General features: G+C 72.2%; 14 protein-coding genes. All 14 read right to left on the reverse strand.

Features of this window, described 5'->3' with window-relative positions; translation table 11 throughout:
* Window positions 1-22: 22 nt before the first annotated feature.
* The 14 genes from secF to pgsA all read right to left on the reverse strand — a co-directional run bounded on the left by secF (window position 23) and on the right by pgsA (window position 12,802).
* Window positions 23-1,120, reverse strand: coding sequence for a protein translocase subunit SecF (gene secF, locus ACFVHB_RS12910; protein WP_380319592.1), 1,098 nt, complete (start codon window positions 1,118-1,120; stop codon window positions 23-25).
* Between the two features lie 4 nt (window positions 1,121-1,124).
* Window positions 1,125-2,972, reverse strand: coding sequence for a protein translocase subunit SecD (gene secD / locus ACFVHB_RS12915; RefSeq protein WP_380319595.1), 1,848 nt, complete (start codon window positions 2,970-2,972; stop codon window positions 1,125-1,127).
* A 146-nt stretch (window positions 2,973-3,118) separates the two neighbouring features.
* Window positions 3,119-3,529 carry a preprotein translocase subunit YajC gene (gene yajC / locus ACFVHB_RS12920; RefSeq protein WP_380319598.1) on the reverse strand — a complete coding sequence of 137 codons (411 nt, stop codon included), beginning with the start codon at window positions 3,527-3,529 and terminating at the stop codon, window positions 3,119-3,121.
* 269 nt (window positions 3,530-3,798) lie between these two features.
* On the reverse strand, window positions 3,799-4,899 hold the full coding sequence (gene ruvB / locus ACFVHB_RS12925) for a Holliday junction branch migration DNA helicase RuvB (protein ID WP_380319601.1): 1,101 nt from the start codon (window positions 4,897-4,899) through the stop codon (window positions 3,799-3,801).
* Window positions 4,900-4,945: 46 nt separating this feature from the next.
* On the reverse strand, window positions 4,946-5,557 hold the full coding sequence (gene ruvA, locus ACFVHB_RS12930; RefSeq protein WP_380319604.1) for a Holliday junction branch migration protein RuvA: 612 nt from the start codon (window positions 5,555-5,557) through the stop codon (window positions 4,946-4,948).
* Complete coding sequence (gene ruvC / locus ACFVHB_RS12935; RefSeq protein WP_380319607.1) at window positions 5,554-6,108, reverse strand: crossover junction endodeoxyribonuclease RuvC; 555 nt, start codon at window positions 6,106-6,108, stop codon at window positions 5,554-5,556. The genes ruvA and ruvC overlap by 4 nt, the downstream gene beginning before the upstream one ends.
* A gap of 150 nt (window positions 6,109-6,258) precedes the next feature.
* Window positions 6,259-7,017, reverse strand: a complete 759-nt coding sequence (locus ACFVHB_RS12940) for a YebC/PmpR family DNA-binding transcriptional regulator (protein WP_049651428.1) — start codon at window positions 7,015-7,017, stop codon at window positions 6,259-6,261.
* Between the two features lie 93 nt (window positions 7,018-7,110).
* A complete protein-coding gene (gene pdxT, locus ACFVHB_RS12945; RefSeq protein ID WP_380319610.1) occupies window positions 7,111-7,725 on the reverse strand; it encodes a pyridoxal 5'-phosphate synthase glutaminase subunit PdxT in 615 nt (204 codons plus the stop codon).
* An 89-nt stretch (window positions 7,726-7,814) separates the two neighbouring features.
* A complete protein-coding gene (pdxS, locus tag ACFVHB_RS12950) occupies window positions 7,815-8,726 on the reverse strand; it encodes a pyridoxal 5'-phosphate synthase lyase subunit PdxS (protein ID WP_380319613.1) in 912 nt (303 codons plus the stop codon).
* Window positions 8,727-8,859: 133 nt separating this feature from the next.
* The gene (locus ACFVHB_RS12955; protein ID WP_380319689.1) at window positions 8,860-9,360 is read right to left on the reverse strand and encodes a hypothetical protein; all 501 of its coding nucleotides are present in this window, start codon (window positions 9,358-9,360) and stop codon (window positions 8,860-8,862) included.
* A gap of 74 nt (window positions 9,361-9,434) precedes the next feature.
* Window positions 9,435-9,800, reverse strand: a complete 366-nt coding sequence (locus tag ACFVHB_RS12960; RefSeq protein ID WP_380319615.1) for a 5-carboxymethyl-2-hydroxymuconate Delta-isomerase — start codon at window positions 9,798-9,800, stop codon at window positions 9,435-9,437.
* Window positions 9,801-9,899: 99 nt separating this feature from the next.
* Window positions 9,900-11,084: a glycosyltransferase family 4 protein gene (locus ACFVHB_RS12965; protein WP_380319618.1), complete on the reverse strand. Its 1,185-nt coding sequence runs from the start codon at window positions 11,082-11,084 to the stop codon at window positions 9,900-9,902.
* Window positions 11,085-11,153: 69 nt separating this feature from the next.
* Window positions 11,154-12,137 (reverse strand): phosphatidylinositol mannoside acyltransferase, encoded by a 984-nt coding sequence (locus tag ACFVHB_RS12970; protein ID WP_380319621.1) that lies wholly within the window; start codon window positions 12,135-12,137, stop codon window positions 11,154-11,156.
* A 17-nt stretch (window positions 12,138-12,154) separates the two neighbouring features.
* Window positions 12,155-12,802, reverse strand: coding sequence for a phosphatidylinositol phosphate synthase (gene pgsA, locus ACFVHB_RS12975; RefSeq protein WP_380319624.1), 648 nt, complete (start codon window positions 12,800-12,802; stop codon window positions 12,155-12,157).
* Between the last annotated feature and the right edge of the window lie 76 nt (window positions 12,803-12,878).

Here is a 12,878-nt window from a genome sequence, read left to right on the forward strand (position 1 = left end):
TTCCTGTCCTCGGGGTAGGGGCTCAGCGCTTGGTGGACGGACGGCCCTTGGCACGCGAGGTGCCGGCCGACCGGCCGCGCTGACCGACCATACCCGCCGGCAGGTCCTCGTCCGCGATCTCCTCGCCCTCCGGCGTCGCGGCGGCCTTGGCGGCGGCCGCGGCCCGGTGCTGGAGGACGCGCTTGCGCAGCGCCTTCATCTCCGGCTGCTCCTCCTTGAGCTGCGCCAGCAGCGGGGTGGCGACGCAGATCGAGGAGTAGGCGCCGGCGGCGAGGCCGATGAACAGCGCGAGCGAGATGTCGTTCAGCGTGCCGGCACCCAGGAGGCCGCCACCGATGAACAGCAGCGCCGCCACCGGGAGCAGGGCGACCACCGTGGTGTTGAGCGAGCGCACCAGGGTCTGGTTGAGGCCGGCGTTGGCCGCCTCGCTGTAGGTGAGCTTGTTCTGCTTGGTGAGCCCCTTGGTGTTCTCCTTCACGGTGTCGAAGACGACGACCGTGTCGTAGAGCGAGTACCCGAGGATGGTCAGGAAGCCGATCACCGTACCGGGGGTGACCTCGAAGCCCACCAGGGCGTAGACCCCGATGGTGATCAGGAGGTCGTGGATGAGGGCCACCAGCGCGGCCACCGCCATCCGCCACTCGAAGGCGATCGCCAGGTAGGCCGTCACCAGGACCATGAAGATGATCAGGCCGGTGAGGGCCTTCTTGGAGATCTGCTCACCCCAGCTGGGGCCGATCACCTGGGTGTCGATCTCCGCGACCGGGACGCCGATCTCCTTGGAGAGCTTGTCCGTGAAGACCGAGGAGGAGACGTTGTCCTCGGACGACACCTGGATGCGGATCTTCTTGCCGTCGTCCACCGACTGCACCAGCGGGTGCGAGGAGACGATCTTGTCGGCCGCGTCCTGCGCCTGGGAGACGCTCAGCCCCGGCTTGGAGACGGTGTAGACCGACCCGCCCTTGAACTCGATGCCCAGGTGCAGGCCCATGGCCAGGCCGATCGCCGCGACCAGCACGATCACGCCGGAGATGCTGTACCAGAGCTTGCGGCGCCCGACGAAGTCGAAGCTGACCTCGCCCTGGTAGAGCCGGTGGCCCAGATTGGAGAAGCGTGACACGGTGTCAGGCCCCCTTCACGGCGGCGGACGAGGGGGTACGGCGGCGGCTGCTGCGCAGCGGCGGGCGGGCGCCCAGCCGCTTCGGGTCCAGGCCGGACCACGGGTGGCCCTCGGAGAAGAACTTCCGGCGGGCCAGCAGCGTGATCAGCGGCTTGGTGAACAGGAAGATCACCACGACGTCGAGCGCGGTGGTCAGACCCAGCGTGAACGCGAAGCCCTGCACCTTGCCGACCGAGACCAGGTAGAGCACCGCGGCACAGAGGAAGGACACGAAGTCCGATACCAGGATGGTGCGCCGGGCCCGCGGCCAGGCACGCTGGACGGCCGGGCGCAGCGGGGCGCCCTCGCGGACCTCGTCGCGGATGCGCTCGAAGTACACGATGAAGGAGTCCGCGGTGATGCCGATCGCGACGATCGCGCCGCAGACGGCGGGCAGGTTCAGCGCGAAGCCGATCCCGGCGCCGAGCAGGCTCATGATCGAGTAGGTCAGGGCCGCCGAGACGATCAGACCGGCGATCGAGACCAGGCCGAGGCCGCGGTAGTAGACCAGCGAGTAGACGACCACCAGCAGCATGCCGATGGCGCCGGCGATCAGGCCGGCCTCCAGCTGGTCGCCACCGAGCTGCGGGGAGACGGTGGTGACGTCGTCGGTGGTGAACTCGAGCGGCAGGGCGCCGAAGCTCAGCACGTTGGCGAGGTTCTGCGCCTCGGCCTGGGTGAAGCTGCCCGAGATCACGGCGGAGCCGCCGGGGATGGCGCTGCGCACGTACGGGTGGGAGACGACCTGGCCGTCCAGCACGATGGCGAACTGGTTGGCCGGGTCGGGCTGGGTGGCCAGCTTGCCGGTGACGGCGGTGAAGGCGTCGGTGCCCTTGCCGTTGAACTGCAGCTGGACCTGCCAGCCGGCGCCCTGCTGGGTGTCGATGCTGGCCTGCGCCTTGGAGACGTCCGAGCCGTTGACCGCGACCGGGCCGAGGGCGAGCTTGTAGTAGACGCCGCGCTCGTCCTTCTGGGTGCAGGCGACGGTCGGGCGGCCCTCGTCGGTCTGGTAGTTCTTGTTGCGCTGCTCGGGCTTGGAGCAGTCCAGGCCGGCGAACTGGGCGGCCAGCTCCGGCGGCACGGTGCCCGTGGTCATCGCGGCCGAGAGGTCCGGCGTGGTCGGGGCGGTGGCGGCGGCGCTCGGAGTGGCGGCGGCCGAGCCCGAGGCGGTGGCGGCCGGGGTCGCGGCGGCGGAGCCCGGGGCGGTGGCGCTCGGGGTGGGGACGGCGCTGCCGGTCGGGGACGGGCTGGCGGCGAGCGCCTCGCCGACCGGGCGGCCCTGCTTGGTCGGGCTGGCGGTGCCGGTGGCGCTGGGCGCGGCGGCGGTGCTGCCGGTCGAGGGCGAGGCCGAGGGGCTCGTGCTCGGGGCGGCGCTGCCGCTCGCCGAGGGGGCCGGGCTCGGGGTCTGCGCCTGGACGCCGCTCGGGGCCAGGGCGAGGACCGGGCGGAAGTACAGCTTCGCGGTGGTGCCGACCTGGTCGGCCGCGTTCTGCTTGTCACCGCCCTTGGGGATGTTGACGATGATGTTCCGGTCGCCCTGGGTCTGGACCTCCGCCTCGGAGACACCCATCCCGTTGACCCGCTGCTCGATGATCCCGGTGGCGATGTCCATGTTGGACTTGTTGATCGCCTTGGGGTCGGTCGACTTCGCGCTCAGCGTGATGCTGGTGCCGCCTGCGAGGTCGATCCCGAGGCGGGGCTTGGTGTTGCCCGTCCCGAACATGAGGGCGACCAACCCGACGGTGACCACCAGGATGAGGGCCAGCGCCCGCCCCGGGTAACCGTCGCGCGGGCGCGACTTGGGTGTTGCCACCTTGCTCGTTTCTCCCTGTCCATGCCACCTCTCCTACCGGACCCCCGTCCGGCTCGTGGCTGGACGGGGGCGTGGCGGATCTGCGGCCCTGAGATCCTGTGGGCTCGCGGCACTGTGCCGCGCGGCCGGGCTGGTGCCCGACCGTACTACTTGCTCGCGGGAGCCCCGCCCTCGGCGGCCTCGGCCTTGTCGGCGCCGTCCTTGGTGAGCGTCAGCGGCTTCTCGTCGGCCGGCTCGGCGTCGGCCTCCTCGGCCGCGACCTCGGGCAGCTCGTCCTCGGCCGGGCGGCCGTTGATGATCGCGTCGTACTCCGCCGGCTCCAGGACCGCCGCGATCGCGCTCTTGGTGAAGTGGGTGACCACGCCCGGCGCGATCTCCAGCTCGACGGTCTCGTCGTTGACCGCCTTCACCTGCGCGTACAGGCCGCCAATGGTGCGCACGCCCGCCCCGGGCTCCAGCGACGTCTGCATCTGCTGCATCTGCTGCTGCCGCTTCTTCTGCGACCGGAACATGAGCACGATCGCGACGACGGGGAGGAGAAGGATGATGAAGCTCATACAGCCAGGGTCCTTTACGGGCCGCCGACGGGCGGCCTGTGTGGTATTGGTCGGCCCGTCAGGTGAGAGGGGCGGTCCGGCGGAGTCTAGGCGACCCCGAACTGATCGGACAACGCCAAGCATCGCATCCTGCCGCCGAAAGTGGCGAGCCTCGGCCTGCACAGTTTCCCCGGACTTCTCCCGCGGCTTCTCCCCTGGCCTGCCCGCCGGGCGCGGCGCGCCGCCCGGCCCCGGCCCGGGCCCGCGCCGACGGGCCCGGCGTCACCCGTTCAGCCCTCGTCGGCGGGGAAGAGCTCCGGCTGGGCCGTCACCGCGCCCCCCGCGCCCCGGGTGGTCTGGACCGGCGGGGTCTGCGGCGGCGGGGTCAGCCCGAGGTGCTGCCACGCGGCGGCGGTGGCGATCCGGCCGCGCGGGGTGCGGGCGAGCAGGCCCTCGCGGACCAGGAAGGGCTCGGCCACCTCCTCGACCGTCTCGGCCTCCTCCCCCACCGCGACCGCCAGTGTCGACAAACCGACCGGCCCGCCGCCGAACAGCCGCAGCAGCGCGTCCAGCACCGCGCGGTCCAGCCGGTCCAGCCCGCGGGCGTCCACCTCGTAGACGTCCAGCGCCTGGGCGGCGATCTCCGCGGTGACCACGCCGTCGTGCCGGACCTGCGCGTAGTCGCGGACCCGGCGCAGCAGCCGGTTGGCGATGCGCGGGGTGCCCCGGGAGCGGCCGGCGATCTCGGCCGCCCCGGCCGGGTCTATCTCGACGTCCAGCAGCGACGCCGAGCGGTGCACCACCCGCTGCAGCTCGGCCGGCGCGTAGAACTCCATGTGGCCGGTGAAGCCGAAGCGGTCGCGCAGCGGCGGCGGCAGCAGGCCGGCCCGGGTGGTCGCGCCGACCAGGGTGAACGGCGGCAGCTCCAGCGGGATGGCGGTGGCGCCCGGGCCCTTGCCGACGATCACGTCGACCCGGAAGTCCTCCATCGCCATGTAGAGCATCTCCTCGGCGGGCCGGGACATCCGGTGGATCTCGTCGAGGAAGAGCACCTCGCCCTCGGTGAGCGAGGAGAGGATCGCCGCGAGGTCCCCCGCGTGCTGGATGGCCGGCCCGGAGGTGATCCGGATCGGGGCGCCCAGCTCGGCCGCGATGATCATGGAGAGGGTGGTCTTGCCGAGCCCGGGCGGGCCGCTGAGCAGGACGTGGTCCGGCGCGGTGCCGCGCTTGCGGGCCGCCTGGAGCACCAGGGACAGCTGCTCGCGCACCCGCTCCTGGCCGATGAACTCGTCCAGCTGCTTGGGGCGCAGCGCCGCCTCGACCGCCTGGTCCTCACCGTCGGCGGCGGCCGTCACCAGCCGGTCGGCCGGGTCGGAGTCGTGAAAACTCATCGGCTTGGGCTCCAAAGTCGACAAACGGACAGATCGTCAGATGGCTTCAGCGGGAACGGTTGAGACCGCGGAGGGCGAGCCTGAGCAGGGCGCCGACGTCCGGCGACTGCTGGGCCTCCGCCTCCGGAGTGACGGCCACGACCGCCTCGTCGGCCTCGCGCGGGGCGTACCCCAGGCCGGTCAGGGCCGAGTGCAGCTGCTCGCTCCACGGCGCCGGCCCGGCCGCGATCGGCTTCTGCGCCGGCACCGCGCCGTGCGGGGCGCCCAGCTTGTCCTTGTACTCCAGCAGCAGCTTGGCCGCCTTGGCCTTGCCGATGCCGGGCACGGCCACCAGCGCCTTCTCGTTCCCGGCGGCGACGGCGGCGCGCAGCTCGTCGGGGCTGTGCACGCCGAGGATGGCCTGTGCCAGCTTCGGGCCGACGCCCGGCGCGGCCTGCAGGATCTCGAAGACGGCCCGCTCGTCGTCGTCCGCGAAACCGAAGAGGGTCAGCGAGTCCTCCCGGACCACGAGCGAGGTCGCGAGCCGGACGGGCTCACCCGGTCGCAGACCGGCCAGCGTGTTCGGCGTGCACTGCACGGCCATGCCGACCCCGCCGACCTCGATGACGGCGACACCGGCCGCGATGGCCGCGACCGGACCCTGGACGAAGGCGATCACCGGCTACTTCCTTTCAGGGTGGAGCCTTGGGGAGGGGTGGCGCGGGCAGCCCGGACGGCCGCCTCGATGCGGTTCGTCGCGCCGCCGCGCCAGATGTGGCAGATGGCCAGCGCCAGCGCGTCGGCGGCGTCGGCCGGCTTGGGCGGGGCGTCGAGCCGCAGCAGCCGCTGCACCATGGCGGTGACCTGGGCCTTGTCGGCCCGGCCGGAGCCGGTGACGGCGGCCTTCACCTCGCTGGGGGTGTGCAGCGTGACGGGGATGCCCCGCCTCGTCGCGCAGAGCATCGCGACCGCGCTGGCCTGGGCGGTGCCCATCACCGTCCGGACGTTGTGCTGGGCGAAGACCCGCTCGACGGCGACGAGGTCCGGCCGGTGCTCGTCGAGCCAGCTCTCGATGCCCTGCTCGACCAGGAGCAGCCGCGGCCCGATCTCCGCCTCGGCGGGGGTGCGCACCACGCCGACCCCGACCATCCGCAGCGGCCGGCCGGGCGCACCCTCGACCACGCCGACCCCGCACCTGGTCAGCCCCGGGTCCACACCCAGTACCCGCACGCCACGCCCCGTCCCTGTGATCCGCCGTGATCGGCCGCTCGCCGGCCGCCGTGCCCGGCGACCTGCGAAGGCTACCGCCCGGGTCCGACAACGCCGCAGACGACACCGGCCCGGTGGTCGCGGGACCACCGGGCCGGGGAGTGCGAACGGTCACTCGGCGTCGAGCTGCGCACCGACCTCGTCGCTGATGTCGAAGTTGGCGAAGACGTTCTGCACGTCGTCGCTGTCCTCCAGGGCGTCGATCAGCTTCAGGATCTTGCGGGCGCCGTCGACGTCCAGCTCGACCTGCATGCTCGGGAGGAAGTTGGCCTCGGCCGAGTCGTAGTCGACGCCGGCGTCCACCAGGGCGGTGCGGACGGCGACCATCTTGGACGCCTCGGAGACGATCTCGAAGGAGTCGCCGAGGTCGTTGATCTCCTCGGGCTCCTGGTCGAGGACGACCTCGAACAGCTTGTCCTCGTCCACGCCGTCGGCCTTGGGGACGATGACGACACCCTTGCGGGTGAACAGGTACGACACCGAACCCGGGTCGGCCATCGAGCCGCCGTTGCGGGTCATCGCGACGCGCACGTCGGAGGCGGCACGGTTGCGGTTGTCGGTGAGGCACTCGATGAGCACCGCGACACCGTTCGGGCCGTAGCCCTCGTACATGATGGTCTGGTAGTCGGCGCCGCCGGCCTCCAGGCCGCCACCGCGCTTGACGGCGCGGTTGATGTTGTCGATCGGGACCGAGCTCTTCTTCGCCTTCTGGATGGCGTCGTAGAGGGTCGGGTTGCCGGCCGGGTCGGGACCGCCGGTGCGCGCCGCCACCTCGATGTTCTTGATCATCTTGGCGAAGAGCTTGCCGCGCTTGGCGTCGATCACGGCCTTCTTGTGCTTGGTGGTAGCCCACTTAGAGTGGCCGGACATCGCCAGCTCCTTTACGTCGCCAATGGAAATTGAACAGATGAGATCTTACCGGTGTCGTCACCGGCGGAGCGCACACGGTCAGCACCGCGCCGTTCAGGCGGCCAGGTGCTCCTCGACCATCCGCACGAAGTAGGCGTGCACCCGGTGGTCACCGGTCAGCTCGGGGTGGAACGAGGTCGCCAGAAGGTTGCCCTGGCGGACGGCGACGATCCGACTCTCCGGACCGTCGGCGGCCGGCAGCTCGGCCAGCACCTCGACGCCCGCGCCCACGGCCTCGACCCAGGGGGCGCGGATGAACACGCCGTGCACCGGCGCGTCGTCCAGGCCCTTGAAGGCGATGCCGGACTCGAAGGACTCGTTCTGGCGGCCGAAGGCGTTGCGGCGCACGGTCATGTCGATGCCGCCGACGGTCTCCTGGTCGTCACGGCCGTCCAGGATCTTGTCGGCCAGCATGATCATGCCCGCGCAGGTGCCGTACACCGGCATGCCGGCGCCGACCCGCTCGCGCAGCGGCTCCATGACGCCGAACAGCAGCGCCAGCTTGGACATGGTGGTGGACTCCCCGCCGGGGATCACCAGCGCGTCGACCTCGGCCAGCTCCTCGGCACGGCGTACCGGGCGGGCCAGCGCGTCGGCCTCGGCCAGCGCGACCAGGTGCTCGCGGACGTCACCCTGCAGGGCGAGGACGCCGATGACTGGAGTGGACACTCTGCTACCTCTTCAGACTCTCGTACGGACGACGCGCAGCGGCCCGCCGCGCTGATGATCACACCGCGCAGCGGGCCGCCGGGCGGGGACTACCAGCCGCGGTTGGCGTAACGCTCGGCCTCGGGCAGGGTGTCGCAGTTGATGCCGACCATGGCCTCGCCCAGGTTGCGGGAGGCGTCCGCGATGATCTTCGGGTCGTCGAAGAAGGTGGTGGCCTTCACGATCGCGGCGGCACGCTTGGCCGGGTCGCCCGACTTGAAGATGCCGGAGCCGACGAAGACGCCCTCGGCGCCCAGCTGGCGCATCAGCGCGGCGTCGGCCGGGGTGGCCACACCACCGGCGGAGAACAGCACGACCGGCAGCTTGCCGAGCTCGGCGACCTCCTTGACCAGCTCGTACGGGGCGCGCAGCTCCTTGGCGGCGGCGTACAGCTCGTTGTGGTCCAGGGCGCGCAGGTGGCCGATCTCGTTCTTGATCTGGCGCAGGTGGCGGACGGCCTCGACGACGTTGCCGGTGCCGGCCTCACCCTTGGAGCGGATCATGGCCGCACCCTCGGCGATGCGGCGCAGGGCCTCGCCCAGGTTGGTGGCGCCACAGACGAAGGGGGTGGTGAACGCCCACTTGTCGGAGTGGTTGACCTCGTCGGCCGGGGTCAGCACCTCGGACTCGTCGATGTAGTCGACGCCGAGCGACTGCAGGACCTGGGCCTCGACGAAGTGGCCGATCCGGGACTTGGCCATGACCGGGATCGAGACCGCGTCGATGATCTCCTCGATCATGTTCGGGTCCGACATGCGGGCGACGCCGCCGTCCTTGCGGATGTCGGCCGGGACCCGCTCGAGCGCCATGACGGCGACAGCGCCGGCGTCCTCGGCGATCTTGGCCTGCTCGGCGTTGACCACGTCCATGATCACACCGCCCTTGAGCTGCTCGGCCATGCCGCGCTTCACCCGGGCGGTACCGATCTGCGGCTGGTCTGCGGTGGTGGGGCTGGTGGACACGTGAGACCTCACTCGAAGATGAACCAGTGCTATCGCCCTATGTTAGGCAGAAAAACGGGCCACTTCATGCTCCATCAAGTCCAGACCGATCGCCGGGATACGACAAAGGGGCCGTATCCGGACCATCGTTCGTCTACGCCGGAGCGCCCTCCGGGGTGAGCGCCGGCGGCGGCGCGTCATCCATCTCGAACGCCATCGGGAACGGCGCCTTGCCCGCCAGCCGGAAGTAGCGCACCAGCCGGTGCTCCCGCACCGCCCGGGCCGCCCGCACCGCGTCGTTGTGGAACCGCCGGGCCATCGGCACCCGGCGCACCGCCGCGGTGAGGTCCCGCACCGCCTCCTCGCCCCCCGGCTCGGCCACCAGCACGGCCACCTGCTCCGGCTCGGCCAGCACCGCCCGCAGCGCCATGCTGAGCCGGCTCTCCGCGACCTCGCGCTCCTCGTCCTCGGCCTGCCGGGCCGCGTGCGCGGCGTCCAGCAGCAGCAGCGAGGCCGCCGGGTCCAGCAGCGAGGAGGTGGCCAGCTCGATCGCCACCGACGCCCGGCGGACCAGCTGCGCGTCCAGCGCCGCGCGGGCGGCGTCGATCCGGGCGTGCAACCGGTCCAGCCGCCCGGCCGTCCAACTCAGGTACATGCCGAACAGCACCACGGCCACGCCGGCCCAGATCCAGGTAGTCACGGGGCGCTACGCTACCGGGTGCCCGCGGTTCAGCCGCCGATGGTCGCGCTGCGGTAGCTGCCGCGGTCGATGTCCGAGATGTTCACCGCCGTGAACAGCCGGGTGCCCGGCACCGGGGTCACCTTCTCCGCCAGCAGCGCCTGCACGGCGTCGCTCAGCGCCGCCTTGGCCTCCGGGGTGCGGCCCGGGAAGATCTGGAACTCCACGTACACCTGGGTGTCCGGGCCCTCGCTGTCGCCCACCACGAGGCCCCGCACCTCGCGGAAGATCGTCTTGCAGGCCTCGGGCTTCGCGTCGATGGTCTCCACGGCGAGCCGGTTGATGGCCAGGCCCAGCTCACGGCGGTCGAACGCGCCGGCCAGCTCGGGCGAGTAGTCGACGGAGATCTGCGGCATCGGTGCCTCCAGGGGTCAGGGTGATCGGTACGGTCCGGGACACCCCCAACCCCGCGCGGCCGCCGGGGATTCCCGCCCGGCCGCGCCCGGCGGCGGACGTCAGTCCCGGGCCAGCCCGAACCGGCCGCGCCGCCCGCCCCGCTCGTCCTCCCCGACCACCGCCGCCGCGCCCGCCGTCACCGTCTCGTACACCGCCAGGATGTCCGCGCCGACCGTCGACCAGTCGAAGCGCCGGACGTGCCGGGACGCGGCCTTGCGCAGCTCCTCCAGCCGGCCCGGGTCGCCCAGCAGCCGCAGCGCCGCCCCGGCCAGCGCGTCCGCGTCCTCCACCGGGAACAGCTCGCCCGCGTCACCGCCGTCCAGCACCTGCTTGAACGCGTCCAGATCGCTGGCCAGCACCGGCGCGCCCGCCGACATCGCCTCGACCAGGATGATCCCGAAGCTCTCGCCGCCGGTGTTCGGCGCCACGTACAGGTCGACGCTGCGCAGCAGCCGGGCCTTGTCCCGGTCGCTGACCATGCCGAGGAACTCCACCTGCCGGCGGACCTCCGGCGCCAGCCCGGCGACCGCCTCCTCCTCGTCCCCCTTGCCGGCCACCAGCAGCCGCACGCCGGGCCGCTCCGCCAGGATCGCCGGCAGCGCCGCCAGCAGCGTCGGCAGGCCCTTGCGCGGCTCGTTGATCCGGCCGATGAAGCCGATCGTGCCGGGTTCGCCCGCGGCCGCGCCGCCGGTCCACCGCGGGTCCGGCTCGGCCTCGGCGAAGAAGCCGACGTCCACCCCGTTGGGGATCACCACCGCGTCCCCGCCGAGGTGCTCGACCAGGGTCCGCCGGGCGTACTCGCTCACCGCGATCCGCGCCCGCATCTTCTCCAGCCCCGGCTGGAGGATCGGCGAGGCCGCGATCATCGCCCGCGAGCGCGGGTTCGAGGTGTGGAAGGTGCCGACCATCGGCCCGGACGCCGACCAGGCGGCCAGCATCGACAGGCTCGGCGAGGCCGGCTCGTGCACGTGCAGGATGTCGAAGCGGCCCTCGTTCAGCCACCGCCGCACCCGCGCCGCGGACAGGATGCCGAAGCTCAGCCGCGCCACGGACCCGTTGTACGGGACCGCCACCGCCCGCCCGGCCGAGACCACGTACGGCGGCAGCGCGTCGTCGTCCTCCGCCGGCGCCAGCACCGACACCTCGTGGCCCAGGCCGATCAGGTGCTCGGCCAGGTCCCGGATGTGGAACTGCACCCCGCCGGGGACGTCCCAGTCGTACGGGCAGACGATGCCGATCTTCACTGGTTCCTCACGTTTTCTCGGGACGGGCGCCTCGACCTCTCGGGACGGGCGCCTCGACGGGCGGCGGGATCAGGACCCGGAGGCCTCGGCGGCGGGCTCGCCGGCCGGCTCCGCGGCCCCGGCCGGGCGGGCCGCCCGCCGCGCGGCCGGCGCCTCCACCGTCGCACGGACCGGCAGGTCGGCGAGCCAGAACCGCTGCAGCATGTGCCAGTCCTCCGGGTGCTCCCGGATCCCCAGCTCCCAGACCCCCGCCATCTCCTGCACCATCGCCCGGGTCCGCTCCTCCCGGTCCCCCTCGGCCGGCACCGGGACCTCCGGGTGGATCCGCGCCCGCATCACCGGACCGTCGTACCAGAGCGTCACCGGCAGCAGCGCCGCCCCGGTCCGCTGGCACAGCGCCGCCGGGCCGGCCGGCATCCTCGTCGCCTCGCCGAAGAAGGACACCTCGATCCCGGCCTCCGAGAGGTCCCGGTCACCCACCAGGCAGACCAGCCGCCCCTCACGGAGCCGCCGCGCCAGCGTGCCGACCACGCTGACCCCGCCGCCCGTCAGCGCCAGCACCTCCATGCCGAGGCCCTCACGGAACGCCACGAACCGGTCGAACAGCTCCTCCGGCTTCAGCCGCTCGGCGACCGTCGTGAACGGGTACCCCTCCAGCGCCACCCAGGCCCCCGCGAGGTCCCAGTTGCCCATGTGCGGCAGCGCTATCACCGCACCGCGACCGGACTCCATCGCCGCCCGAAGGTGCTCGAAGCCCTCCACCCGGACATCCCGGGCCACCCGCTCCCGGCTCCACACCGGCAGCCGGAACGACTCCATCCAGTACCTCAGGTACGAGCGCATCCCGGCCCGCGACAGCTCCCGCAGCCCGGCCTCGTCCACCCCCGGGCGCACCCGCAGCAGATTCGCCTCCAGCTGCAGCACCCGCTTGCCGCGCTTGCGCCACGCGAAGTCGGCGAGCCCGTCGAACAGACCGCGCGCGACCGGCTCGGGCAGGTGCTTCAACGCCGCCCAGCCCAGCGCGTACGCCGAGTACACCAGTCGGTCCTTCACCGCAGGCCCGCCCCCCTTCAGCTCCCGGCCGCCACTCGGTCGGCCTCGAACGCCTCCCGGCGCACCGTCAGCATCCGCTGGAACACCGTCACCAGACTGCCCGCCGCGACCAGCCACAGCGCCACCGGCAGCAGCCACTCCACGTACGGCACGCCGAACGCGTGCAGACCGGCCACCCCGGCCGCCACCAGGCTGATCACCAGCCGCTCGGCCCGCTCCACCAGCCCCGACACGTCACACGGCAGGCCCTGGCTCTCCGCCCGCGCCTTGGTGTACGACACCACCAGACCACTCGCCAGGCAGAAGATCGCCACCGCGCAGAGCAGGTTGTTGTCGCCCTCCCCCGCGTACCACATCGCCAGACCGCCGAAGATCGCCGCGTCCGCCACCCGGTCCAGCGTGGAGTCCAGGAACGCACCCCACTTGGTGGACCGGCCCAGCTGCCGGGCCATGTTCCCGTCCACCAGGTCCGAGAAGATGAACAGCGTGATCGTGATGGTGCCCCAGAAGAACTCCCCGCGCGGGAAGAACACCAGCGCACCCGCCACCGAACCGGCGGTACCGATCAGGGTCACGGCGTCCGGGCTCACACCCAGCCGGATCAGGAACGCGGCGAACGGGGTCAGGACACGTGTGAAGAAGGCACGCGCGTATTTGTTGAGCATGGCCTTCCCGACCGCTCCGATCTCCCTGGTACCCGCCTGCGGCGGGTAGCGCGGCAGACGGCCGACTGGATCAGCC

Source organism: Kitasatospora sp. NPDC127111 (assembly GCF_042677465.1).
Lineage (GTDB): Bacteria > Actinomycetota > Actinomycetes > Streptomycetales > Streptomycetaceae > Kitasatospora.